The organism is Bacillus cereus group sp. MYBKT111-2 (genome assembly GCF_051915205.1).
In the GTDB taxonomy this organism is placed as follows: domain Bacteria; phylum Bacillota; class Bacilli; order Bacillales; family Bacillaceae_G; genus Bacillus_A; species Bacillus_A paranthracis.
This window is the reverse complement of record NZ_JBQAEG010000002.1, coordinates 243,859-267,572: the sequence shown is the minus strand read 5'-3', so window position 1 is coordinate 267,572 and position 23,714 is coordinate 243,859. Positions and strand designations below refer to the sequence as shown.

The window sequence follows — 23,714 nt, the reverse complement described above, 5'->3', positions numbered from 1 at the left end:
ACAAAGTATACTTGCTGTTCCTGTCGAAAAAAAGGGAAAATACACAATTTATGTAACATTATGCAAAATTACATAATATAAGGACGATGATATAAATAAAGAACAACTTATATAAGTGCATGAATTTCAATAAAAAAAGAGCACTTTAAGGTGCTCTTCAAATACGATTATAAATTATGCATTGTGTCATTTATTAGTATATGCTCGTCTCATTTAATTGTTTATTTAATGTTTTCTCTACCCAATAATCTTTTAAAAATATATCATCCAATACACCGGTATCCTCCGTTACTATTTGATTAGCAAATAAAAAATATAGTAAAGATAATGCTAGATAGAAACATACTACTTATTTGCATTCATATTTATTGGTACTTTTTTAATTGGCACAAATAAATCAACCTTTAACTTTCCTTCTAAATCTTCTGCAACGTTATTTAAGCAAAACTCTAAATTATCTCTATCATAATCTGCATTATACTCACTATTTGGTAGCCACTCTGCGTACATGTATTGATACGCTACACTTAATTTATGAGGTTCATCATAGAATTCGTATAGAGCGTATAGACCTCCATCTACACTTTTAAATTGCACACCCTCATGTTGTTCTTTTTCAAAGTTTTCAGGTATGGTCACGCAAGCATCATGTCGGCACATATGGCTTGCAACAAGTTCAGGATTATCTAATGAGATTCCGATAAATGATTGCTCCGGTGGATAAAGGTTATTTTCATTTGCCCACTGTAATAACCTTCCCCAGTGATCTTGTGGTTCAAAATAACTACCAGTTCGTCTTATATAGGCTACTTTTAATGGTAGTAATTTTTTTATAGTCACTTTCATTTACATCAGCCCCTTTATTACTATCTACTCCCTTTATTTAGACTTCATTAATAAATATCCCTTCATTAATAGTACAAAACTCCAATGAAAACACGTGGAAATATGCTACAAATAAGAACAATGAATGAATAGATACTGATTTTAAAGAGCTGGATGTTTTTACAAAAAATATTCTTTTATACTAAATGGCTTGATAGAATTCTTTTCATCGTCCAAGCACATTACTAGAAACTTAAATAGTATATTAAAAACTAAAGGGGGCATATTAATGCAAAAACCTCGTATAATGATTGCAATTGTAGTGTTCAAGATTTTTTATGTACCAATATAGGTGTACAAGTTACGGTGGTTTTGACATATGTAAGAGATTCATCACTTGGTACACAATCATACACCGGGATCCTTACATCAGCTGGAACTGACTATTTTACCATTGAAGATCCAACAAGCGGTAAATTGTATCTATTACAACGAATTTACCTAGATTATATAGAATTTCCAAACAGTCAAACTATTAATAAACCGAAATGGTGCTGTTAAATATTTGAAATACGTTTTATAACTAATCTACCCTCCTAGAAAAAACAAAAATTAATAACATGTCATATCAATTTATCATTAAATGTAAAAAATGACCCTATTTATTCATTTTTCATGCGTATGTATGTACATTTGTTAATTTATTCGATATATTATGTGTATTGAATGATTACGAAAAACTTATAGCTCGCTAAAAATACCTTATATTTTTATATCCGTGAAAACTACAAAATGTATAAAATTCCATTTGTCAAATGAATTTAATGCGGAAGGAGGTTTGTGGTTACTTCATCGGGATATAATAATCAGTTTTAAACTGATAAAAATATAGGAGGCGATATAATGTTTCGTACGATTTCAAATTTCATGAGAGTAGCTGAGATAAGAAGGAAAATCCTTTTTACATTAGCGATGTTAATCGTTTTTCGAATTGGCACGTTTATTCCGGTTCCTCATACTAACGCAGAGGTATTAAAAGTACAAGATCAAGCTAACGTTTTAGGTATGCTAAACGTATTTGGCGGAGGAGCATTGCAACACTTCTCAATCTTTGCTGTAGGTATTACACCATATATTACAGCTTCCATTATAGTACAATTACTACAAATGGACGTCATACCAAAATTTTCGGAATGGGCAAAGCAAGGAGAAATGGGCCGTAAGAAATCAGCTCAATTTACTCGATACTTTACAATCATTCTCGCATTCATACAAGCCATTGGGATGTCTTATGGCTTTAATAATATAGCAGGTGGACAATTAATAACAGATCAAAGCTGGACTACATACTTATTTATTGCAACAGTTTTAACTGCAGGTACTGCATTTTTACTTTGGTTAGGTGAACAAATTACCGCTAACGGAGTAGGTAATGGTATTTCGATGATTATCTTCGCAGGACTTGTAGCAGCGATTCCAAATGTTGCGAATCAAATTTATTTACAACAATTTCAAAATGCAGGCGATCAATTATTCATGCACATCATAAAAATGGTCTTAATTGGTCTTATAATTTTAGCGATAGTTGTTGGGGTTATTTACATTCAACAAGCTGTGCGTAAAATACCGATTCAATATGCAAAAGCTGTTTCAGGAAACAATCAATATCAAGGAGCAAAAAACACTCATTTACCTCTAAAAGTAAATAGTGCTGGTGTAATTCCAGTAATCTTTGCTTCCGCATTTTTAATGACGCCGCGTACAATTGCGCAGCTCTTCCCTGATTCAAGCGTATCAAAATGGTTAGTTGCAAACCTTGATTTCGCACATCCAATTGGAATGACACTTTATGTCGGTCTTATCGTTGCTTTCACATACTTCTATGCATTCATTCAAGTAAATCCTGAGCAAATGGCAGAGAATTTGAAAAAGCAAAATGGATATGTACCTGGTATTCGTCCTGGTAAATCAACAGAACAATATGTAACGAAAATTTTATACCGTTTAACATTTATCGGTGCAATTTTCTTAGGTGCAATTTCAATTTTACCGCTTGTATTCACAAAGATTGCTACATTACCACCTTCTGCACAAATTGGTGGTACAAGCTTACTGATCATTGTCGGTGTGGCACTTGAAACAATGAAAACGTTAGAAAGTCAGCTTGTAAAACGTCATTATAAAGGGTTTATAAAAAAAGCGAATTAAGTAAAAAAACACAGTTGGTTATTTTTCCAACTGTGTTTTTAATTCTACTGCATCTAATTTTTCTACTAATGTACCAATGACCTTTTCCAAGTTCATTATTTTTTCTTCTAACGCTCGAATACGTTTATTGCTCTCATCTACATCATTATATTTTAAACTGTTATTAGAGACTTTGAACTGCTCTCCTAATTCGGAAGTGATATCTTCAATTGTTGATTTTTCATTATTACTGGTTGTATTTGATTTTAATTCAAATTGAATTTCATATGTATTTCCAGTTAACTCTTTAGCTATTTGCGAAATTAAATCTTTATAAGACTTTTTAACCCACTCTTGTTGGAATTCGTTTTCAAAATAAATGATCAATGAATCTTCATTTATTCTAGCTGTCGTTTCTTTGACCCAAGTTTCATATGACGGTCTCGAAATTTTCAATTGCATTTTATCTTTTATTTTATTCCAAATTGTTTTTGATTCCTCTTGTCCGGAAGTACATTGATTATTTTTCACGTGATGAACCTGTGCTTTAGAAGTAGCGCTTGATCCTATTTCGAACCAAATTTGATATTCTTCATCAGTAATTTTCTGTACGGTACTTGAAATTATATTTTTATACTCCCCTTCAAGCAAATCACGATGAAACGCATCTTCACAAAAGATTATTACTTTATTATCTTTTATCGTAGCGTTTGTATTTCTAATCCATGTCATAAATGTTTTCTCTGCTATTTTAGGTCTTAATGCTTTCTTTACTTCATCCCAGCTACTAAGCTTTTCTTTTTGGACATCTTTCAAGTTAGATGGTTCGCCATTACATAGATCAAACTGAATTTCAAACGTCGTATTAAACATTTCTCTTAATGTATTAAATACTAATTCTTTATAATGAGATTCTAACCAGTCACGTGCAAATTCATTTGGACAATAAATTGTTAATATATCATCCTCTAAATAAACAGTAGTATTAGTAAACCAAGTTTCATATGATGGTTTTGAAATTTGCGGTCGAATTTTTTCCTTTACTTCAGTCCAATTTATTTTCATAATAACTCCCCTCTTCTTACAGATTTCTTTCATATAGCTTAATAATATTACGCCTTTCCAATAAATAAAGTCAATCCGTATCATGAATAAAATGAAACATGTTTATATTCACTCAAAATATAAGCTTCTCTAACGCCTTCTTCATTTTAATACCTCGTTATTCTTAACAACTGGTTTTAAAACTGGTCTGTCTTTTCATTCTTCAACACTACTATATTGATCTATAACAATTGCTTTCATGTCCTCTCCCTTGCTGTTTATTTTAATAACATACAATTATTTCTCAAAATTTTTCCCCTTAAATTATCATAAACTTATTTTTGGGGGTAATTATGCAAAAAACAAAGCAAATCTTATGCACCGTAGAATCATTCAAAATTATATTTTAAATTAAATTCAATAGAAATGGAGAGAACTCTATGACTGAAAAGATATTTAAAATAAACGGGATTGATATATGTACAGAAAGCTTTGGAAACCCTAAAAATCCAGCTATTTTATTAATTATGGGTGCTACGTGTTCAATGGTTTATTGGGATGAAGAATTTTGTGAACAGTTGGCTAACACGGGGAAATTTGTTATTCGTTTTGATAACCGTGATGTGGGACGCTCTGTCGCATATGAACCTGGAACTTCTAATTATTCCGTTACGGATATGGCTGAAGATGCAATTGGGGTACTAGATGCTTATCATATTGACAAAGCGCATCTATTTGGTATGTCTTTAGGCGGTATGATCGCTCAAATTGCTGCTGTAAAACATCCCGAAAGAATATTAACATTAACATTACTAGCTACAAGTGTGATAGGCTCTGACAATAACACACGTGACTTACCCCCGATGGATGAAAGAATTTTAACACATCACGCAAATGGCACGCATTTAGATTGGACCAACGAAAATATTGTAGCAGAATATTTAGTTTCAGGGTCCCGTCTATTATGCGGGTCCAAACGCACATTTGATGAAAAAAGAGTCTATAATCAAGTAAAACAAGAAATTGAACGAGCTAACAATTTATTAAGCATGTTTAATCACGCTTTACTTCAAGGCGATGATGCATATGAAGGGGTGCTTCACTCCATACAAGCACCTACATTAGTCATTCACGGAACAGACGATACCGCACTCCCTTTTGAACATGGTCTCGCACTTATCGATGAGATTCCTAACTCAGCTCTATTAACTCTTGAAGGCGCTGGACATGAGATTCATCCTGATGACTGGGAAGACATCATTCATACTGTTACTGAACATACAGCTAAAATAATAGAAAAATAATGAATAGGAGGGGCACGCCGCAATTTGTGTCCCCCCTATCTTTACATGTAAAAACGCCCATCACTGTATCCGTATGTATAGTGATGGGCAATACTTATATTTTTCTATGTTTAAAAAAACGGACAATCTAATTGATCAACAGCTTCCCATGATTTTTTTTTTATATTATCGGTGGATTTATTTGCTTCTAGTGGTAAGCTTTTAAAAGGATTAACTTCTACTTTTAATAAAGATGATGGCTCAACGTATAACGAGAAAACATGGCTACTTGGTATAGCTTTTGACACATCAATATCTCCTACTTGTTTAAAAAGTTGCTGTGCTGCAAAGAAAAAGAAGTTGGTTGGATTTGATTGTTTATTCAGCCATGCAAGCATTTCAGGTGATACTGACTTATGAATATTAATTTTTACTCGGTCACCACGTTTATATCGCCTAGATCGCATACTTCCACCAACTAACTTATTGTTAAGTTTGTAAATCCTAACTCTTTTTGCTTATGCTCTCTATATTTTGGCGAACAAGTGTAGACTAATAATCCACGTGCATTTGTAAATAATGGATTATCTACAAAGATTACATTTGTTAAACGCCCTTTTTGTTTTAAAATCATTTTCAGGCTATTTTTTATGATAACTGCGCCCCCGCCATAAATAAAAACATATGGATCGTCTTTCATATCATCAATTTTGTTAATAATATCCGTTGCAACGCGCGCTGCTAAACCTAATAGTGCTGGTTGTGATTCCTCAACTAATAATGCATTTCTAGGGTGTTTATCATTTAAATAAATTTGATTGAATTCTGTAATACTATCAATTGTCTTTGTTGGATACTTCCGGTTCCATCTCGTAATAATTTGTAGTAACGTTTCTTTCACACCGTACGATAAACCCTTACTTAGTTGTGGTCTAAAGTTTACACCTAGTGAAACGACTTCTTCTGTCGTTCCTGCACCAATATCAAAAGATAATAATGTTTTATCAACAAAATCAATTTCTGACACTTTATTTTGTTCACATTCTATTTTATGTTTTACAACATTTCCTTCTTCATCATATACAATGCCCCACGTCCCAGAAGCACCCTCAGGTAGGCATTTGCAATATTCGATGGAAATATTAATTGTAACATCACGTCCGTTTGGATAATGGAACACAACCTTATGATTCCCCATATAACGTTTCGCATTTTCCGCCGCTATTTCTTGTGTAATAAGCTGCATAGGGAGAGCAACAGATAAATCATATCGAATGTTAATATGGCTAGAAGTTGGACTTTGACGCATAGCACTTACCGCTAAACCAGATAGAATCGTAATAACCATTAACTCATCAGTTGACTTATTCGATTTCTTCTCAACCTCAGTACCTTTTAATTGATCTTGAATGACTTTTTCTCCAACGATATACCGCACATTATTTAACATTAACGATGGAGAACTAATGGTCACGTCAATGTGATTTTCTAATTCAGATAATGAAACATCTTCCTCATCTAAGAGTCCTGTAGGCTCTCCTATATATAAAGCATATATACTCGGAATAAAAATAGGATCTTGCCCTTTCACCATTAACTTCAAACCGTTATTCCCTGCATCAGCACCAGCTTTTAAAAGAATAGACATAACTACCCCCTAAATTAATCTGACATCCCTTCCAAATATATGCGAGCCCATTCTTTTACATTCAAATGTAATATAATTTTTTATTAACCGTAAATACAAAATATCATTTTCGTGGCCCTATGTGTAAAAAGTATTTGACATTAAACTTTCCCAATTTTATACTATAGTTGTAAAGAGTTTTTTACAATGATGGAGGTGCCATTTTTAAATTGAACCATAAAAAATTTATTTTCATAATTATCGTTGTATCATTAATCGTAGTTCTCATACATGGGGCATATAAATATGTAACGGAAGGTTCGATTTTGGGAGGAACAATATTCGCTTTTTCGTTAATTATCGGTAATTTAATTAATCAAATTACTTGGGGAGATCCAAACGGAGTATCGGAAGAAAGCCAAGATGAAATGGGACAGCAAATTAAATATAAAAGTTTTAAAGTTGCTTATTTTGTACTTATATGCCTTATGTTTTTTATTTTAATTTTATCAGAAGGAGTTGCATTCCTATTACTTGATGAAATAAAAAACCTTCCACTGTTCATCGCGCTTTGTTCTTCATTCTTTATTTACCCTATTGTCGAACTTATAGTCGCAAAACAATATAAATAAAAAGATGAGATTTTCTGTATAAAGAAAATCTCATCTTTTTATATTTACATCCCCTCAACTATCGCTTTTAATTTATTCACAGTCCGCCAATTTCTTACTGTAGCTGGTGTATGCAACTTCTGAAACTGGTTCATTAATTTAGAGTTTCGAATGCTAGTTTTGAAAAATAAATACACAACTTTTTCATGTATATAACAATCTTCATTCATATTTATATATATAAGCAACTGATCTTTTTCTTTTTTAGAAAGTTCATTTGCTAAGAAGGCAACATGTATACTTTCGCCTTCTCGCAATGAATTGACTTCATAGGGGCATCTTTTTGTAATGTTTATAAATTCCTCATGTGTTCTTAACATAACCGGAACATCAAAACCAAAAACGTTTTTAATTTCAGACTGTATTCGTTCCTTTAGAAATGTTATATCTTCCTCAGATTTGAATACGATATTCCCACTTTGAATATATGTTTTCACTTGTTTCAACCCTATTGATTCAAACGCTTGTTTTAAATCAGCCATTTTGATTATCTTATGCCCGCCTACATTGATTCCTCTTAGTAATGCAATATAAATTGTCATATCAATCCTCCGCATTTTAATGAACTGAGCAATTAAGTTGATTTTCACTCTCATATTTCTCGAATATTTGTTTTAATTCCTCTAACATATCATGTATAGATAATACCTCAAATAAAATGATAGATTTGCTTGAAAAATGATGATGATATTGATTTGGTTTACAATGTGCTAAATCATTTTTATTAGTCCAAAATTGCTTATCTAATTCATCAATCAGTTTAAAATGTTCCTCATCTATTTTTTCACAATGACTTCTTAATATAGAAATTATAGAATGAATTGTTCGTCGTAAAATTTCTTTTTCATTTTGTGACCAATCACATGTTTCAATTGGTGCTCGAGCTAAATTATCTATATGATAAATAATTTGCTGTAATAAATGAAGTTGCTTTTGTACAAGTAAAAAACTTCTCATTTCTTTTTTTGTATGTCGATGGTATTTCCAATCTTTTTGCTCATATTGAACAAATTGTACTGCTTTATGTAATAATATAGTTAATTTAGAAAGAGTATAGGTTGTCTCCTTTTTTATAACTTTCCCATCCATTAACGCAGTAAGCCATTCCTCCATAACATTTGCCGTTTTAACAAATAGCTCTTCTGTACATCCCGAAATTGTTTTAACATAGTGTGGTGGCAAAATAAAAAAATTGACTACAGTAGACACTATAATACCAGTAGATGTAGTAGCTAATCGAATTAAAAATGCAGTAAAATAATGATCTGCCGTAATGGGAATCATTGCAACAGCAGTCAATGTTGCAACTAACGTTCCCGCATGTAACTTTAGTTTTTGACATGTAACGATTGTAAACATCGCTGCTAACGCATAAGAAAGCGCCTGATGACCTAGGAAAAATGTGAAAGTCATTGCATACGCCGATCCAATTGTTGAAGCTGGAAAACGAACTAGTCCTTTTTTTATAGAATCCGTTGCAGTTGGCTCAATCGTTACAATTGCGGTGATAACAGCAAATATAGTTGGGATATTGAAAAATTCACAAACTAGAACTGTAAGAAAAACTGCAATTCCTGTTTTTATCACCCTTCCACCAATAATATTCCACTTTTTAACTTGATTCATTTTGTATTTCCTTCATTTCTATTTCGTTTATTTATATATTCTACATCATATATCGTATTAAATAAAAAAACTTACTACTTTGTTATGCAAGAGTAAGTTTTTCTTCTCATTATTATATGATAGGTAAATGCATTACGATTTGTTGACCAATTGGTCCCATTCTTCTAAAACCTTTATCTTGGAAGCCAACTTTTTCGTATAAATTTTGTGCTGGAATATTTTTTTCATTCACAGCAAGTACAACTTCATTTTTCATCGGAAAATAACGTTGTACAAACGCTTGTAATAGTGTCAGTGACTTTTTAGCATATCCTTTTCCTTGTCTATCGTGATTTATAGAAAACGAAGTTAAAAGTAAAGCGCTCTCATTTTCTGTGAATTCCTGCACTCTATCTCCTGTTTGCAATGCAAAAAGACCAACAGGTACCCCATTGTAATCTAAAATAACAATCACATTTTTTGTACAATCATTTTTTGCTTTTTTCAATAATTCGGTTGGGTCCGATGTAAATTGAACTTGTTCACTTGGTAAAGTAAATGTTTGTATAACTTCTTTATATTCCTCTTTATACGGAACTAATTGAATCTCCCCTGTATGTATGTCCATGCTAAACTCTCCCATTTTCAACTTATTAACTTAAACCTTGCTGCACTTTAGAATGTACTTTGCCATCTAAAAAGGTAATTTCAACTAATGCAGTTGGATTGCTTCCCTTCCAAGCAAAAATTTGTTTAATTTGTGTAGAATGTTCTACGCCTTCTTCTATAAGTAAATCCCCTTCAAAACCAATTAAATCTTTCACTTCTTTATAAGTCATTCCTTCATTTATATTTGAAAAATGATTTATATTGATAGATTCTTTCTTCTGATTTTCCATCACAGTAGAAGAAGTCGCTGTTTGCTTTTTTACTTCTTTCTTCTGTTCACACGCTGTCATACTGAAACCTAAGCATAAACTACATAATATTATTGTGCTTTTTTTCATCATAACAGTTGTCCCTCCCATAATAATTAAACCATATATTCCCTTAAAAATAAACTGAATATTTAATATTATACTGAAAAACCCTGCACAATTTTGTACAGGGTTAAGGTTAACTTTATTTATTCAAATGATTATTAGATTGGTCATCCTGTTCTTTTCTCAGTTCTTGTTCTTCATCTTTTGGTAATTGTTTATCATTATCTTTAATTGGATTCGTTTCTTTATTTTCAATCATATCATTTGGAACTTGTGGCATTACTCGGCCAACAATTGCTGCTAACTCATCCAGTATACCTTCACCTGTTTTTCCTTTTTTAATTTGCTTTCCAATTTGTTTCAGTCGCTCATACGTATCAACATCTGCTACAACGACTGCATTAGCACCATCAGGATCGTTTTTTAAACTTTCTGCAACAGAGTATTTTATGGACTCCACACGTGTTCGATCTAGTTTCGCTTTTACATCAATTCCTACGATTGCATATTTCCCAACTACTACCGCTGTCGCATCATTTACACCTGGCACACTTGCTGCTAAAGATGCTAAATGGTCCGCTGCTTTTTCATTTGGCTTATTTGACTTATTTGTATAATTAACATTTTTCATTGAAACATTTTTTTGCTCGGGCTTTTCGTTTGGATTATCCTTTTTTCCAATACTGCATCCAGTTATTAAAAAACAAACCATCAACATATATATTAAAATCTTCATTATTCTCACCACTTTACCATTAAAGTTTAATCATAAATTTTTTCAACAGCTTGCATTTTCTTCACTTTTTCTTCTGCTCCGCTATTTGCATTGATGAAAATTTGGTACGTATCTTTCCCTAAAGTACCTACAAATTCATAGCAAAGTACTTCGTTATGCAAATCATTTACTACGACAGCTTTACGCTCTTCCATAACTTTAACATCTGGATTAATTTTCTTTCTTGCTTCTGCTGCAGTTAATTTTGCTGATGGAACGGTTCGTTTTTGATGTGATGCTAAATATTCTTTTGCGGAGAATCCAACGATAGAACCGTCATCTAGAGCAATTTTCATTTGAATTGCTTCTGGATAAATTCGTACGCCATTCTCATTTACTACATACGTAAATACACCAACATTATCATATTGTGAACTATCATAAAGCTCCATATTGTTAAACTTGTGGTCCTTTAAAAATGTCAAACCTTTATTTCCTGCATCGTTTAAACTAATTTTCTGTTCTTTAATTTCTCGGTTATTCATAACCCAAATTGGATATCCGCCTTTTCCGGTAATATCCATATAAAACTCATTATTGGTTGCTTCATCTTTAATTTTCACACTATAGAAAGATTCTTTCGCACCTTTTCCACTTTTCTCAACTTCTACTTTTTCATTTCCTTTTAAATTCAAAAACGATTTTGCGATTTTCGCCGCTTCATCTTTTGAAATTGCTTTTCCTTCTGCTTCAAATCCACCTTTTTTATTTTTTTGTGCACTTGTAAAGGTAGGTCCGAAGTTTGTAGATGAATACGATGTTACATTTTTTTCTACTGTTTTTAACCCGTCAATAATTGTATTGTCTGCAGGATCACGATTTGATGCGAGTGCCATCTCAACATCCATCCAGCGTAAATTATTTTTCAAAACAAGATGTTGCACTTTTCTTAGTTCATCTTGTATATTTCCTGCATTTGAGTATAAAGTTTGCAACGTTTTGTATTCTTGATCATTTAATGGCTCTTTTTCTAAATCACGAATCGCTGCACGGTAACTAAAATCACCGATATTCGCTAAAAATTCTTCCGTTTTATTAAAAGGCATTAATGTTAAAGGAAGTTGTCCTACATCCGAACGAGCTTCCGATGTTAATCTCCATACATCTGCTAAAGCAGGCGATAAAGATGCGCGTGAATTCATCGCAAGCGTTGTTCCAATTTTGTCGTGCAATAAATCAACCTCATATGCTAAATCATGAAACGCACGTTGATAGCTATTTTCTGCCCGAATTAATACTGCATTCTTCTCTTGATGCTCTTTATAGCCCCAGTATCCTGTCCCAACTACTCCAACTGTTAATAATACGATTATAATACCTCGTAACATAGTTCCACCTCCGCTCTATTTACAGAAAATATGTTTCCCGATCTTTTTAATTTGTGGACGAGTCCAAATCCATTTACTTGTTGCGGTATCTGGATTGAAATAATACAATGCGTTTCCTGTTGGATCCCATCCATTAATTGCATCTAATACAGCTTTTTTCGCTGTTTCATTTGGCGTTAAATATATTTGTCCGTCTGCTACCGCTGTAAATGCTCTTGGCTCAAAGATTACACCTGAAACGGTATTTGGAAATGATGCACTTGTAACACGATTTAAAATAACCGCAGCGACTGCAACTTGTCCTAAGTACGGCTCCCCACGAGACTCTCCATATACTGCGTTTGCCATGAGCTGTATATCATTTTGAGAATAACCATTTGGAACATTTGTCCCTTTATTTTGAGGTGGTTTATTTTCTTGTGCAGTACCTCCACTATTTCCTTTATTCGTTGTCGTACCTTTATTAGCAGTTGACTTATCATACTTCGTTGCCTTCACGAGCATTTGCTTCGTTTTAGCTCCAGCTAAACCATCAACCGGTAAACCAAATTTCTCTTGAAAATTCCGAAGTGCCCAGTATGTACCCCATCCGAAAACACCATCTACTTTTCCTGTATAAAATCCGTTATATTTCAAACGAGATTGCAGTTCAATGACATCTTCACCAGATGCTCCCCTTTGAATGACTTGATTAGAAAAGGCTTCTACATTCTTTAGTTGTATACTACTGACCATGAAAGACAGTCCTATGAACGCAAGTAAAACCGCTATTTTAAAAATAGCTTTTTGGCGCATAATTTTCCCTCCTTAATTATGTAAATGATTTCTTGGTTATGTTTTGTAAAAGCCTCGCTTTTATGTAAAGAAGACAAAAAAATCCAAACTCATATCGTTGAAAAAATATGTAAACAATATAAAAAAGGTAAAAGGAGTTCATCATGAAAAAATTGTTAAAACGTATCGCACTCGTCATTCTATTCCTAACTACATGTTCAAATGTATATACAGGCTCATCAATTGTTCATGCGCAGCCGCCGTATGCAAAATGGGGGAAACTTGCTGTAGAAAAAACGAAAGAACAGTACCCAAAAGCGGAGATTATTGATTATCTTCATATAGGTAGAAAACCAAAAACCGTTCAAATAACAGTTGAAAAATTTAAATTGTGGTTACGTGAGGACGGAAAAGAATATGGTGTTTTTGTTGATGTAGAATTTGAAACGAAGACGGAGAAATTTATTAAGGTGTCGTTTCAGAAGACGAGTAGATAGAATGAAAACCTCACTGTTCACATTATAAACAGTGAGGTTTTCATTTCTAAATTACTTTCAATTGTGAAGAAATGAAACAATTGAAATGGATTGAATAGATTTACTTGTACCCTTATTGAAAATTGCAATTCTCTTGTATATGCTCAATAAATAATTTTAATGGTACAAGTCCACGTTTAGGCATATGACTACTTATTACAGCAACAATCTCTAACTGCGGAATGATGACGATGTATTGCCCACCATATCCCATAGCGAAGTACATAAAATGCGGTATGTGAAATCTTTCGTTATTCAATACCCACCAGTGATATCCATATGCCCCGACATGTTCATACGTTTCAAATAGAGGTGTACTTGATTCTTCTAACCATTTCGATGATACAATTTCATTCCCCTGCCAAATTCCATTCTGCAAACATAATATTCCAAGTTTTAATAAATCTTTAGATTTCATTTTCATACCGAAACCACCTACATATATTCCCTGGGAATCTTGTTGCCACTCATATTCTGTAATCTCTAACGGATTAAATAAGTACCTTTTCGCAAACTGCTCTGTCGACATTCCAGTAGCTTTTTGGATAATGTAGCTAAGCAAATGCGAAGAACCTGAGTTATAATTCATTTTTGTAGCGGGTTCTTCAATTATTGGTTTTTCTAATATATATTGCACCCAGTTCGCTGATTCTACAAAGTCATTCGGGAATACTACTCCATTTCCAAACTCTTTCCACTCCTCACCAGTAGTCATTGTTAATAAGTGATAAAGCGTCAAATCATGTTTTCCCTCAGGTACATTTTCAATCCACTCTGTAATCGGTGTATGTATATCATTTATATAGCCTTTATCAATTGCAATACCAATTAATAAAGATACGATACTTTTTGTAATCGAATTTATTTTATATAAGTTATTTGCACATTCGGGTGTTTTATAATACTCAGTTGTTAATTCCCCTTTTTGATAAACAAGAAATGTATTTACTTTTTTCTTTTCAAATTTATTTTCTAGCTGCTTGAAATCCAATACTTTACCTCCAATTAAATCATTACCTAATTTATTATATCTTGTAGCTTTAATTAAAACATACTTGTGTTCAAATAAAAAACAAACCTGCCAGTAATGAACTGACAGGTTTGTTTTTATAATTTCGTGCGAACATTCCAAAGCTCTGGGAAGAAACGTTGATCAAGTACTCGTTTTAAATAAGATACACCAGAAGAGCCACCTGTTCCCATTTTATGTCCGATAATGCGTTCTACTGTTTTCATATGACGGAAACGCCATTGTTGTAGCCAATCTTCAATATCGATTAATTTTTCAGCAAGTTGGTATAAATCCCAATATTTTTTTACATCCGCATACACTTCAAGCCATGCCGCTTCTACTGTTGCGTCTTCTTCATAAGGCTGCGTAATATCACGATTCAACACATCTTTATGAATAGGAAATCCTTCTTTTACAAGTGCTTGAATTGCCACATCATATAAACTTGGTGCATGTAGCGCCGTATGAAGTCGAGCGTGTAATTCTGGATCTTTTTCATAAATTTTTAAGGCATGCGGCGTTTTATAACCAAGCGCATACTCAATCATACGATATTGATACGATTGAAAACCTGAAGCTTGACCGAGCGAGTCACGAAACTCAATGTACTCTGACGGCGTTAATGTCGCAAGAATATCCCAAGATTGAATGATTTGTGATTGAATTTTTGATACACGTGCTAACATTTTAAAAGCTGGTTGTAATTTGTCTTGTTTAATAGATTCAATTGCTGCGTTTAACTCATGTAAAATAAGCTTCATCCAAAGTTCGCTTGCTTGGTGAATAACGATGAACAACATTTCATCATGGTGGTCTGATAATCTCTTTTGAGAAGATAGTAAACTATCTAATTGTAAATATTCCCCGTACGTCATATTCTCTTTAAAGTCCGTATGAATCCCTTTTTCCATAATTACCTTTTCATTTTCTTTCATATTAGCAAAACGCCCCTTTATATATATTTCTACTTATATTGGTCTAATAACTGCTCGAACTGGACTTCCGTCTGCATCTGATAAGGCAAGTGGTAATGCGATTAGTTCGTAATCGCCATCTGCTACATGATTTAGTACGACATTTTCTAAAATGTGTATACCATGTTTAAACAATTGATGATGCGCTGCTAATTCTTTATCATCTAATGGATCAACTGATGGTACATCCACCCCGATTAAACGTATACCTTTTTCTGAAAGAAACGGTGCTATATCCACACGTAAATGCGGGATTATATCTGGGAATTCATTCGCTTTACCATGTGAAGATGTGCGTAACAACAAGCGTTCTACGCCTTCTAAATGAAATTTCTCTAATTCCTTTTTCCCAATGCTTTCAAGATTAGAAACGTCAATGATTCGCGTAGGTCCGACATAAACTTGGATATCTAAATCTAACACTTTCTTTCCATCATTATCAAAATGAAACGGGGCATCAATATGAGTGCCTGTATGAATACTCATCGTTAACTTTCCGACATTTACTGAGCCACTCTCTTCTTTTGACCATGATACTTCATACGAGAACGGTGTATCCCCTGGCCAAGTAGCAATATCATTATTTAGCGGTTGTGAAATATCAATCCACTCTGATGTTTTCATACTTATGCCACAACCTCTCGCTTATTTTCAAATTGCTTATACTCTTCATCTTTCATGATTTTCTTTAATATTTGTACAGATTTCCACACTTCTTCGTATGTGTTATATAAAGCAACTGGCGCAAGTCTCACTCCATTTGGCGCTCTAAAATCTGGAATTACTCCATTTGCTTTTAACGCTTTACATATACGTGCTGCTTCTGCATGCTCTAAATAAATATGCCCGCCTCGTTTTTCATCCTCAAATGGATTTCCAATTGTAAATCCGAAATCTTTTAATTCATGATCAATCAAATTAAGCATGTATCTTGTAATATGTAATGATTTTTCGCGTAAACGTTCTATACCAGCATCTTTAAATATTTCAAGAGAACCGATTAACGGTGCAGTACTTAATACGTGTGGTGTACCAATTTGATAAGCACCTGCATGATCAGCAGCTGTTAATGTATGTTCCATATCAAACTGCTTATCTTTTCTAGAACTAAACCAACCTGATAATCCAGGAAGTCTATTAAAATGCTTTTTATTTACATAAAGCCCAGCAACGCCACCAGGTCCCGCATTTAAGTATTTATAATTACACCAAATAGCGAAATCAACATCCCATTCTTTGAAATGATGCGGAATAGAACCAATCGAATGACATAAATCAAATCCGATATGAATACCACGCTTATGTGCTTCCGCTGTTAAACGTTTCATATCAAGAACTTGGCCACTTCTATATAGTACAGAAGGTAATAAAATTAACACGATATCATCTGTCATTGCATGAATAATATCATCTTCAGAAAGTGTTCTACCATCTCGGCTCTTCACTCGTACTAAATGCTCATCTGGATCTAATCCTTTTAAACGAATTTGACTTTGAAGTGCATATATATCGGACGGGAATGTCAACTCATCCGCAAGAATTTTTGTACGAATTCCTTTCGGCTCATAGAAAGTTGCGATTACTTGATGAATATTCGTTGTCGTGGAACCGGTTACAATAGTTTCTTCTGGTAAAGCTCCAATAAGAGGTGCAGTCAATTCACCTAATTTCTCCGAAAGGAAAAACCACGGATGCTCACCCTCGGTCCAGCCGTCAATGCCATACTCTTTCCATGAATCTAGCAAAGTAAGTAATGATTTCTCTGCTCTTTTTGAAAGTAGCCCTAATGAGTTTCCATCTAAATATATTGTTCCTTCTTTTTTATAAAATTCAGTTTGAAAATCTTTCAGTTCATCATGTTTATCACATTCAAGCGCATACTCATAAGTTGGTTGAAATGGTTCTGTATACATGGTGTCACCTTCTCTTAATTTTCTTTTTATTCTAACTAATTGAAATATATCACCTTAGTTGATATAACGTCAATGATATTATGTCAGTTGACTTTATATATGAATTTCTTTTACAATACAGTTATATTTTCAGATATTTCAGTATAAAGAGGTGATTCTTTGAAAAACACTACTCTTTCATCAAGAAAACACCGCTCCTTAGAAACAAAGAAGAAACTATTACACTCTGGTTACACTATTTTTATTCGTAACGGATTTCAAAAAACGACAATTACTCAAATTATTAAACACGCTGAAACCGGTTATGGCACGGCATATGTATACTTTAAAAACAAAGATGATCTCCTCATCGTTTTAATGGAAGATGTTATGAATCAATTTTATAATATCGCTGAGCGCTCTTTTTCGCCTCAAACGACAGAAGAAGCACGTACAATGATTCAAAATCAAGTTAAAGCATTTTTACAATTAGCCGAGAAAGAACGAGCAATTTTACAAGTTGTAGAAGAAGCAATTGGGTTATCAAAAGAGATACGTCAAAAATGGGACGAGATACGGGAACGCTTTATAAACAGTATTACGCAAGATATTACATACTCTCAAGAAGGTGGGTTAGCACATTCTGAATTGAATAAAGAAATTGTAGCACGTGCTTGGTTTGCGATGAATGAGATGTTTCTTTGGACGATTGTGCAAAATGATAAAAAGATCGACTTAGAGGAGATTGTGCATACGTTAACTGAGATGTATACGACCGGGTTATATAAATAGCACACCCTCAATACATAAGGTGTGCTATTTTTGTGTTGATAAAGAAATATATGAAAGAGCTATTGAGATTTTCAATGAAAAATCATCAATCAGTAAAAGCGTTACTCATGAGATTGAGTAACGCTTTTACCTTAATATATTTTTAATATTAATCTTCTTTATGATAAGCAGCTTCTACACATTCTGCTAGACGTTCCATTTGTTCCATAGTTAAACCTCGTGAAATCCAGCCTGTTAACTTATACATAATTTTATAGTAAAAATTACTCGGTTCATATTCTGAAATTAATGTTAGTGCTGTACCTTCTTCATCTTCTTCTAACATATAAGTCATCGCTGAATAACCTTGCTTCATTTCACTGCCAAGTGAAATAATATAGGGTGCATCGTATTCAAGGATTTCTACTTCAGCCTCGAATATTTTCTTACCGACTTTTTGAACAGTAATATATTTATCTCCTACACGTGGATTCTCTTTATCCATATTTGAAGGATAGCGATTTTCTATTATAAACGTATTCCATTCTTTTATTTTTTCATCTTCTATTATGTAGTCACATACAACATCCATTGGTGCTTTTATTACTATTTCTATTGCAAAACTCATTATACTGCCCCTCTCAAATACCCTATCCATTTCTATTTTAACTAAATCATTATGCCATATTTTATATAGTGAAATACAAGTAGAATTTTAATTTTTTATTAATTTAAAAACTTATTCATACAAAATATTTTATTAAAGATACAACAATTAAAAACAAAGCCACAAGTAATAAAGCTATCCCTATACTTCTATTTTCTTTTTCGTTATTTTTTAAATTTTGCACCCCTAAGCTAACTAACATAAAACCTAAAAGCGTTTGTAAAATTAGCATACTCATTTCCGAAGTATCATTCCAACTATAAATGGAATACCCCATTATAATAATTGCAAGTAAAACCGTTACGATCCTATTCATACGAAAATCCCTCCTATTAAAAAAGAAACCGCTAAGTTTCCTTAGCGGTTTTATTAACAATTTATATTTATAAAAAGTGCTTTTTATGAATTTGATATAAGTGAAAAGAATTTCCTGATCAATATAACTTCGCACGTTAGCCCACTTTTTCTTTATCCAGTCTACTCACAATTCCAAAAATAAATTTATATTCAATCCTCCTCTTCTTAACCTTTTTAAACCCTTCTTTCGTATCAAAAATTAAACACGTTTTCCGAAACCACACTCGTACATATAAAGACTCAAAATAAATAGGTTTTATAATTCCTCGTTCTTCAAATTCAGTTCCATCTTTATTTTCAGTTTCTGTTCGAACGAACCACCTATTTCCGAAGCCAATTTCAATATATTTCACCTAAGTCCCCCTTCCGGGAATTATTTTCTAACTTTTCTATTATTTCCCCGGTAAGCGCACATTCCGACAGAACATGAGCCCACAAAGAAAAAGTAGATTACAAAAATCTACTTTATAACTTATATTTTTGCATTCGTTTATAAAATGTACTTCGAGGTACATCTAACAGTTTTGCAGCTAACGAAACATTTCCATTCGTCTTTTCTAGCGCTTCAATCATGCTGTCACGCTGTATTCTTTCGCGGAAATTTAATGTGTTCTCTATTTTATTTTCTGCTTGCAATGCAAGTTGATGTTGATTTCCCATCATTGTTTGTAATAAAAAAGAGATTTGTTTTTCGCATATTTCTCGTCCTTGCGACAAAATGTAGATGCGTTCTAATACATTTAATAATTCTCGAATATTTCCGGGCCATGTATGCTGATAAAATTGATTACAAATACTTTTTGGAAATACAACATTCCAATTCTTTCGTTTGCAAAAATGTTTTATGAAGTATGGAATATCCTCTTTTCTTTCTATTAACGATGGGACATATAGTGGATAAACATGTAAGCGATAATATAAATCTTGACGGAATTTCCCTTCTTCTACTAATCGCAATAAATCTTTATGTGTCGCAGTAATAATACGAATATTTACTGGTATCTCTTTTGAACTGCCAATTGGGTTTACTGTTCGTTCTTGTAAAACACGCAATAATGCTACTTGCATCTCTGGTGGCACTTCACCAATTTCATCTAAAAATATTGTTCCTCCGTCTGCTTGTTCGAATTTCCCTTTATATCCTTGGCGCCGTGCACCTGTAAACGCTCCTTCAGCATAACCGAACAATTCACTTTCCATTAATTCTTTCGGTAATGAACCGCAGTTAACAGCTATAAAAGGACCATTTTTTCTTGGACTATTTTCATGAATCGCTCTCGCTACATATTCTTTTCCTACACCTGTTTCACCACAAACATATACACTTTCGTCAGTTGGTGATACAAGCTTAATTTCTTCTAAAGTATGTTGAAATGCACTGCTTGTCCCAATTACTCCAGGAAAAGTGATGCCATTTATAAATGGGGACGTTGAAAATGATTTTACTTGTTTATTTCCCTTTACATAAATACATTTCCCAATCATTCTATTATTACTGTATACTGGAACTTCTAATTTAGTTTTCAATCCATAGTGCATTAAATCTTCAAGTTTCATCCGTGACCAATTACATACTCGTTCCCGAACCCTCTTGCTTGCAGAAACGATAACATCACGATGATTACAAATTACAACTTGTTCATCACTATCAATTACATCTAAAAAACGATGGATTAAATGTAATTCATTTTGATGTACTCGAATACTACATTCACGTTCAATCGCATGTGCAATCGAAGTTACCATTCCGAGCATATATGGATGCGAAAATTCAATTGGACAGGAGAAATCTAGAACGCCAATTAATTTCCCATCATCGTTATGAATGGGAGCGGCCGCACAGCTCCAGCTATGAGATGCGACAGAATAATGCTCTGTACCACTTATCATAATAGCCTCTTCAATCTCAAGCGCTGTTCCTATCGCATTTGTACCAACAGCAGCTTCCGTCCATTTCACACCTTCAATGAAATTAATCTGTTTCGCTCGTTGCAACGTTTGTTTATTTCCACTTAACGATAGAACGTAACCGTCTGGATCGATTAATAATGCCATCATTTGCAGTTCATCAATGGTTTTTCTCATATTTTGTATTTGAGGTATTGCTATATCTAGGAAGATTTCACTCTTTTTCTTTTGGTCTTGAAAAATATTAGAAGACAAAATTTTCTGACCTTTATTCATATGAGGATTCACATTTGCTTGTTTACATCGATACCATGACTCTGAAATTCTTTCGTTTATACGGTTCGAATCAAGGACACCTTCATCAACAAACTTTTTCCATGTATGTAAGTAAAACGGTGAAGCTAGCATTGTATCATCTCCCTATTCATTATTTTGGAGATTTGTAAAAACATACTTTTATTATAAAACTGAATAAAAGCGTTTTCAACAAAACTAGAAAGACGACACAAATATGTTAATAATTTGAATATCTTAATGCACTTCTTTATTCTTTTTTATTAGCACTATATTTTGTATAATGGAAGCAAAGAAAATACATAACCAAAACCACTTTTGTGGATTTCCATTTATAAAGAAAACACTCACGGCTATTGCAAATAAAATTGTGGATGCTACACTAAAATATAATTTTTTTTTCATTCCCATTATCCCTCACCTCTCTATCACTTTACAGTACACACTAACTCTTCATTTTTCATCTCTACTATGTACTCCTGTAAAACATATTCTCTTCCGCCATGTTTTTCATACCATTCATGTATTCTTCTAGCATGTTTCTCGTCATTTCTAATCTTTGATTCTATTTCTTTATACTGTTCATAACTATCATATTCCCATATGGCAAACACTTCGGTCGTACCATTCTTATTATCTTTCATCCAGCGTCCTATTAGCCTAGAGCCATGCTTTAACTGATTTGGTAAGTTTGTATGATTGAAATGATCATTAAATATTTTAATAAATTCACTTTTTACTATATAGTACTTTCTTCTATAAAACATACATTCCCACCTCTTTTATGCTCAGACTCAAATACACCTTCCCATTACAACCGTATTATAATACTTCCCATCCGACAACCTTTTATCATTTTTTAAAATACCTTCTACTTCAAAACCTAATTTTTTATATAGCTGAATGGCTTTTTCGTTTGTCTCTAATACTTGTAATGATATCCTTTTAATCTCATTTTCATCAGCCCAATGAATAGATTGTTGCAATAGACTCTTACCCATTCCATATCCCCAAAACTCTTTTAAAATACAAACGCCAAATTCTACTTTATGAGATAATCTCTTCAGATTTGAACCTTCGCATCTTGAAAATCCAACGATTCGGTTGTGTACTTCTGCAACTAAAAACAGATTCTTTGTCTCGTTACTATCTGTTTTTATTATTTTTTGAAACCCTATCTTGTCTATAAATCCCTCTCCAGCTTCTCTATCCATATTTTCAGTTTCTCCATCAATCTGAACTCTAATTTCCGATAACTGTTCCGCATCTGTTTCAGTTGCCGAACGAATTGTATAAACTAATCCATTTATGTGAAACTCTTGCCCTTTTATAATCATTTCAAACTCCTTTTAAATGCAGTCTATTGATGCTATTACAATCTCTTTACCTTGTTTCTCAAATTCTTCAATCGTTTCTTTACTAACCTCCGAATCTGTTATTATAATGTCAATTTCAATCAGTGACTCTCCTTTTATAAAGCAGTCTATTCCAAGTTTATTATGAGGAGCTAAACAAATATTTCTTCTAGCAATTTTACTTACTGTTTTACTAAAATAAGCAACTTCTGGCGTTGCAGTACTTATACCATTCAATGAAATGCCACTACCTGTAGAGAAATACAGATCAATAGAGAATCTACTTATCAATTCTGAGGCAAGTGTATCTGTCATATTTCCTGATGGTTTCACCTTTCCACCAATTAAGTACGTATCAATGTTCTTATATTCCCGTAACGTACTAGCAATTTCTATAGAATTCGTAACAACTGTAAATGATGTTTCAGGTAAATATTTTAACATGACATAATGAATGGAAGTCCCACCAATAAAAACAGAATCTCCTTCTTGTATATAAGAAGCTGCGATTTTTGCAATTGCGTCTTCATATACAGAACCATTACTATAACGCTCAAATCGCTCAGCAACTAAATTCCTTACTCGAGTAAGTTCAATTGCTCCTCCATGTGTTCTTTTTAACAAGCCATCCTTCTCCATAATAGACAAATCTCTTCTTATAGAATCGATAGACATATCGAAACTTTCCGCAAGATCCTTTGCAATTACCCTTCCATTTTTCTTAAGTAACTCTAAAATTTTCTCTCTACGCTCTTCAGTAAACATGTGTCCACCGCTGTTATTGAAGATTCTGAAATCTTATCCTTATTTTAATTATATGCATGTCTCTTCCGCTTTACAATATTT

Annotated in this window: 28 protein-coding genes; 6 read left to right on the top strand and 22 right to left on the bottom strand. The window is 33.1% G+C overall.

The window, feature by feature from the left end; genetic code table 11:
- Positions 1 to 345 precede the first annotated feature (345 nt).
- A complete protein-coding gene (locus tag ACTFNE_RS06630) occupies positions 346 to 846 on the bottom strand; it encodes an AraC family transcriptional regulator (RefSeq protein ID WP_270704833.1) in 501 nt (166 codons plus the stop codon).
- A gap of 264 nt (positions 847 to 1,110) precedes the next feature.
- Here ACTFNE_RS06630 and ACTFNE_RS06625 point away from each other — a divergent pair, with 264 nt between their 5' ends.
- Both ACTFNE_RS06625 and secY read left to right on the top strand, forming a co-directional pair.
- Positions 1,111 to 1,386 carry a spore coat protein GerQ gene (locus tag ACTFNE_RS06625; RefSeq protein ID WP_439997975.1) on the top strand — a complete coding sequence of 92 codons (276 nt, stop codon included), beginning with the start codon at positions 1,111 to 1,113 and terminating at the stop codon, positions 1,384 to 1,386.
- 342 nt (positions 1,387 to 1,728) lie between these two features.
- The gene (gene secY, locus ACTFNE_RS06620) at positions 1,729 to 3,033 is read left to right on the top strand and encodes a preprotein translocase subunit SecY (protein ID WP_000490140.1); all 1,305 of its coding nucleotides are present in this window, start codon (positions 1,729 to 1,731) and stop codon (positions 3,031 to 3,033) included.
- Positions 3,034 to 3,051: 18 nt separating this feature from the next.
- Here secY and ACTFNE_RS06615 read toward each other — a convergent pair whose 3' ends face one another.
- Positions 3,052 to 4,077 (bottom strand): DnaA N-terminal domain-containing protein, encoded by a 1,026-nt coding sequence (locus ACTFNE_RS06615; RefSeq protein ID WP_046199114.1) that lies wholly within the window; start codon positions 4,075 to 4,077, stop codon positions 3,052 to 3,054.
- Between the two features lie 419 nt (positions 4,078 to 4,496).
- Here ACTFNE_RS06615 and ACTFNE_RS06610 point away from each other — a divergent pair, with 419 nt between their 5' ends.
- Positions 4,497 to 5,360, top strand: coding sequence for an alpha/beta fold hydrolase (locus tag ACTFNE_RS06610; RefSeq protein ID WP_254232116.1), 864 nt, complete (start codon positions 4,497 to 4,499; stop codon positions 5,358 to 5,360).
- A 110-nt stretch (positions 5,361 to 5,470) separates the two neighbouring features.
- Here the strand turns inward: ACTFNE_RS06610 and ACTFNE_RS06605 are convergent, their stop codons facing one another.
- Entirely contained in the window at positions 5,471 to 5,806 is a 336-nt protein-coding gene (locus ACTFNE_RS06605; protein WP_001257754.1) for a hypothetical protein, read from the bottom strand.
- An 11-nt stretch (positions 5,807 to 5,817) separates the two neighbouring features.
- Complete coding sequence (locus ACTFNE_RS06600; protein WP_000025610.1) at positions 5,818 to 6,987, bottom strand: ParM/StbA family protein; 1,170 nt, start codon at positions 6,985 to 6,987, stop codon at positions 5,818 to 5,820.
- A gap of 209 nt (positions 6,988 to 7,196) precedes the next feature.
- Here ACTFNE_RS06600 and ACTFNE_RS06595 point away from each other — a divergent pair, with 209 nt between their 5' ends.
- Positions 7,197 to 7,598: a hypothetical protein gene (locus ACTFNE_RS06595; RefSeq protein ID WP_061402919.1), complete on the top strand. Its 402-nt coding sequence runs from the start codon at positions 7,197 to 7,199 to the stop codon at positions 7,596 to 7,598.
- A gap of 44 nt (positions 7,599 to 7,642) precedes the next feature.
- Here ACTFNE_RS06595 and ACTFNE_RS06590 read toward each other — a convergent pair whose 3' ends face one another.
- The 7 genes from ACTFNE_RS06590 to sleB all read right to left on the bottom strand — a co-directional run bounded on the left by ACTFNE_RS06590 (position 7,643) and on the right by sleB (position 13,123).
- On the bottom strand, positions 7,643 to 8,179 hold the full coding sequence (locus tag ACTFNE_RS06590; protein WP_270704836.1) for a DUF1697 domain-containing protein: 537 nt from the start codon (positions 8,177 to 8,179) through the stop codon (positions 7,643 to 7,645).
- 16 nt (positions 8,180 to 8,195) lie between these two features.
- Positions 8,196 to 9,263, bottom strand: a complete 1,068-nt coding sequence (locus tag ACTFNE_RS06585) for an aromatic acid exporter family protein (RefSeq protein WP_270704838.1) — start codon at positions 9,261 to 9,263, stop codon at positions 8,196 to 8,198.
- A 112-nt stretch (positions 9,264 to 9,375) separates the two neighbouring features.
- Positions 9,376 to 9,870 (bottom strand): GNAT family N-acetyltransferase, encoded by a 495-nt coding sequence (locus ACTFNE_RS06580; protein ID WP_270704840.1) that lies wholly within the window; start codon positions 9,868 to 9,870, stop codon positions 9,376 to 9,378.
- 25 nt (positions 9,871 to 9,895) lie between these two features.
- Positions 9,896 to 10,252, bottom strand: a complete 357-nt coding sequence (locus tag ACTFNE_RS06575; RefSeq protein WP_000976533.1) for a hypothetical protein — start codon at positions 10,250 to 10,252, stop codon at positions 9,896 to 9,898.
- Between the two features lie 112 nt (positions 10,253 to 10,364).
- Positions 10,365 to 10,961 (bottom strand): YhcN/YlaJ family sporulation lipoprotein, encoded by a 597-nt coding sequence (locus ACTFNE_RS06570; protein ID WP_000698001.1) that lies wholly within the window; start codon positions 10,959 to 10,961, stop codon positions 10,365 to 10,367.
- 26 nt (positions 10,962 to 10,987) lie between these two features.
- The gene (ypeB, locus tag ACTFNE_RS06565; RefSeq protein WP_000943714.1) at positions 10,988 to 12,328 is read right to left on the bottom strand and encodes a germination protein YpeB; all 1,341 of its coding nucleotides are present in this window, start codon (positions 12,326 to 12,328) and stop codon (positions 10,988 to 10,990) included.
- Between the two features lie 15 nt (positions 12,329 to 12,343).
- Positions 12,344 to 13,123 (bottom strand): spore cortex-lytic enzyme, encoded by a 780-nt coding sequence (gene sleB / locus ACTFNE_RS06560; protein ID WP_001249040.1) that lies wholly within the window; start codon positions 13,121 to 13,123, stop codon positions 12,344 to 12,346.
- A gap of 143 nt (positions 13,124 to 13,266) precedes the next feature.
- On the opposite strand from sleB, the gene ACTFNE_RS06555 reads away from it, so the two are divergent.
- Positions 13,267 to 13,599, top strand: coding sequence for a DUF3889 domain-containing protein (locus tag ACTFNE_RS06555; protein ID WP_270704842.1), 333 nt, complete (start codon positions 13,267 to 13,269; stop codon positions 13,597 to 13,599).
- A gap of 112 nt (positions 13,600 to 13,711) precedes the next feature.
- Here the strand turns inward: ACTFNE_RS06555 and ACTFNE_RS06550 are convergent, their stop codons facing one another.
- The 4 genes from ACTFNE_RS06550 to kynU form a co-directional block, all read right to left on the bottom strand.
- Complete coding sequence (locus ACTFNE_RS06550) at positions 13,712 to 14,629, bottom strand: serine hydrolase domain-containing protein (RefSeq protein WP_270704844.1); 918 nt, start codon at positions 14,627 to 14,629, stop codon at positions 13,712 to 13,714.
- A gap of 116 nt (positions 14,630 to 14,745) precedes the next feature.
- Complete coding sequence (kynA, locus tag ACTFNE_RS06545) at positions 14,746 to 15,585, bottom strand: tryptophan 2,3-dioxygenase (protein WP_000661965.1); 840 nt, start codon at positions 15,583 to 15,585, stop codon at positions 14,746 to 14,748.
- A gap of 33 nt (positions 15,586 to 15,618) precedes the next feature.
- Positions 15,619 to 16,248: an arylformamidase gene (kynB, locus tag ACTFNE_RS06540; RefSeq protein WP_270704845.1), complete on the bottom strand. Its 630-nt coding sequence runs from the start codon at positions 16,246 to 16,248 to the stop codon at positions 15,619 to 15,621.
- 2 nt (positions 16,249 to 16,250) lie between these two features.
- The gene (kynU, locus tag ACTFNE_RS06535) at positions 16,251 to 17,537 is read right to left on the bottom strand and encodes a kynureninase (protein WP_270704846.1); all 1,287 of its coding nucleotides are present in this window, start codon (positions 17,535 to 17,537) and stop codon (positions 16,251 to 16,253) included.
- 159 nt (positions 17,538 to 17,696) lie between these two features.
- Here kynU and ACTFNE_RS06530 point away from each other — a divergent pair, with 159 nt between their 5' ends.
- A complete protein-coding gene (locus ACTFNE_RS06530; protein ID WP_270704848.1) occupies positions 17,697 to 18,308 on the top strand; it encodes a TetR/AcrR family transcriptional regulator in 612 nt (203 codons plus the stop codon).
- A 148-nt stretch (positions 18,309 to 18,456) separates the two neighbouring features.
- Here ACTFNE_RS06530 and ACTFNE_RS06525 read toward each other — a convergent pair whose 3' ends face one another.
- The 7 genes from ACTFNE_RS06525 to ACTFNE_RS06495 form a co-directional block, all read right to left on the bottom strand.
- The gene (locus ACTFNE_RS06525; protein WP_270704849.1) at positions 18,457 to 18,915 is read right to left on the bottom strand and encodes an SRPBCC family protein; all 459 of its coding nucleotides are present in this window, start codon (positions 18,913 to 18,915) and stop codon (positions 18,457 to 18,459) included.
- 115 nt (positions 18,916 to 19,030) lie between these two features.
- Positions 19,031 to 19,270: a DUF3953 domain-containing protein gene (locus ACTFNE_RS06520; protein ID WP_001080079.1), complete on the bottom strand. Its 240-nt coding sequence runs from the start codon at positions 19,268 to 19,270 to the stop codon at positions 19,031 to 19,033.
- A gap of 136 nt (positions 19,271 to 19,406) precedes the next feature.
- On the bottom strand, positions 19,407 to 19,664 hold the full coding sequence (locus ACTFNE_RS06515) for a DUF3977 family protein (RefSeq protein ID WP_270704851.1): 258 nt from the start codon (positions 19,662 to 19,664) through the stop codon (positions 19,407 to 19,409).
- Between the two features lie 112 nt (positions 19,665 to 19,776).
- Positions 19,777 to 21,627, bottom strand: a complete 1,851-nt coding sequence (locus tag ACTFNE_RS06510; protein WP_270704852.1) for a sigma-54-dependent Fis family transcriptional regulator — start codon at positions 21,625 to 21,627, stop codon at positions 19,777 to 19,779.
- A gap of 314 nt (positions 21,628 to 21,941) precedes the next feature.
- A complete protein-coding gene (locus ACTFNE_RS06505) occupies positions 21,942 to 22,280 on the bottom strand; it encodes an NIPSNAP family protein (RefSeq protein WP_074541629.1) in 339 nt (112 codons plus the stop codon).
- Positions 22,281 to 22,307: 27 nt separating this feature from the next.
- Entirely contained in the window at positions 22,308 to 22,850 is a 543-nt protein-coding gene (locus ACTFNE_RS06500; protein WP_270704853.1) for a GNAT family N-acetyltransferase, read from the bottom strand.
- Positions 22,851 to 22,862: 12 nt separating this feature from the next.
- A complete protein-coding gene (locus ACTFNE_RS06495; RefSeq protein WP_270704854.1) occupies positions 22,863 to 23,633 on the bottom strand; it encodes a DeoR/GlpR family DNA-binding transcription regulator in 771 nt (256 codons plus the stop codon).
- Between the last annotated feature and the right edge of the window lie 81 nt (positions 23,634 to 23,714).

Coding starts and splice junctions, on each gene's coding strand:
- ACTFNE_RS06495 (WP_270704854.1), bottom strand. CDS start 23,633: ATGTTTACTGAAGAGCGTAGAGAGAAAATTTTAGAGTTACTTAAGAAA.
- ACTFNE_RS06575 (WP_000976533.1), bottom strand. CDS start 10,252: ATGATGAAAAAAAGCACAATAATATTATGTAGTTTATGCTTAGGTTTC.
- ACTFNE_RS06615 (WP_046199114.1), bottom strand. CDS start 4,077: ATGAAAATAAATTGGACTGAAGTAAAGGAAAAAATTCGACCGCAAATT.
- ACTFNE_RS06505 (WP_074541629.1), bottom strand. CDS start 22,280: ATGTTTTATAGAAGAAAGTACTATATAGTAAAAAGTGAATTTATTAAA.
- kynB (WP_270704845.1), bottom strand. CDS start 16,248: ATGAAAACATCAGAGTGGATTGATATTTCACAACCGCTAAATAATGAT.
- ACTFNE_RS06585 (WP_270704838.1), bottom strand. CDS start 9,263: ATGAATCAAGTTAAAAAGTGGAATATTATTGGTGGAAGGGTGATAAAA.
- ACTFNE_RS06605 (WP_001257754.1), bottom strand. CDS start 5,806: ATGCGATCTAGGCGATATAAACGTGGTGACCGAGTAAAAATTAATATT.
- secY (WP_000490140.1), top strand. CDS start 1,729: ATGTTTCGTACGATTTCAAATTTCATGAGAGTAGCTGAGATAAGAAGG.
- ACTFNE_RS06500 (WP_270704853.1), bottom strand. CDS start 22,850: ATGATTATAAAAGGGCAAGAGTTTCACATAAATGGATTAGTTTATACA.
- ACTFNE_RS06590 (WP_270704836.1), bottom strand. CDS start 8,179: ATGACAATTTATATTGCATTACTAAGAGGAATCAATGTAGGCGGGCAT.
- ACTFNE_RS06520 (WP_001080079.1), bottom strand. CDS start 19,270: ATGAATAGGATCGTAACGGTTTTACTTGCAATTATTATAATGGGGTAT.
- kynA (WP_000661965.1), bottom strand. CDS start 15,585: ATGAAAGAAAATGAAAAGGTAATTATGGAAAAAGGGATTCATACGGAC.
- ACTFNE_RS06580 (WP_270704840.1), bottom strand. CDS start 9,870: ATGGACATACATACAGGGGAGATTCAATTAGTTCCGTATAAAGAGGAA.
- kynU (WP_270704846.1), bottom strand. CDS start 17,537: ATGTATACAGAACCATTTCAACCAACTTATGAGTATGCGCTTGAATGT.
- ACTFNE_RS06610 (WP_254232116.1), top strand. CDS start 4,497: ATGACTGAAAAGATATTTAAAATAAACGGGATTGATATATGTACAGAA.
- sleB (WP_001249040.1), bottom strand. CDS start 13,123: ATGCGCCAAAAAGCTATTTTTAAAATAGCGGTTTTACTTGCGTTCATA.
- ACTFNE_RS06600 (WP_000025610.1), bottom strand. CDS start 6,987: ATGTCTATTCTTTTAAAAGCTGGTGCTGATGCAGGGAATAACGGTTTG.
- ACTFNE_RS06510 (WP_270704852.1), bottom strand. CDS start 21,627: ATGCTAGCTTCACCGTTTTACTTACATACATGGAAAAAGTTTGTTGAT.
- ACTFNE_RS06555 (WP_270704842.1), top strand. CDS start 13,267: ATGAAAAAATTGTTAAAACGTATCGCACTCGTCATTCTATTCCTAACT.
- ACTFNE_RS06525 (WP_270704849.1), bottom strand. CDS start 18,915: ATGAGTTTTGCAATAGAAATAGTAATAAAAGCACCAATGGATGTTGTA.
- ypeB (WP_000943714.1), bottom strand. CDS start 12,328: ATGTTACGAGGTATTATAATCGTATTATTAACAGTTGGAGTAGTTGGG.
- ACTFNE_RS06630 (WP_270704833.1), bottom strand. CDS start 846: ATGAAAGTGACTATAAAAAAATTACTACCATTAAAAGTAGCCTATATA.
- ACTFNE_RS06570 (WP_000698001.1), bottom strand. CDS start 10,961: ATGAAGATTTTAATATATATGTTGATGGTTTGTTTTTTAATAACTGGA.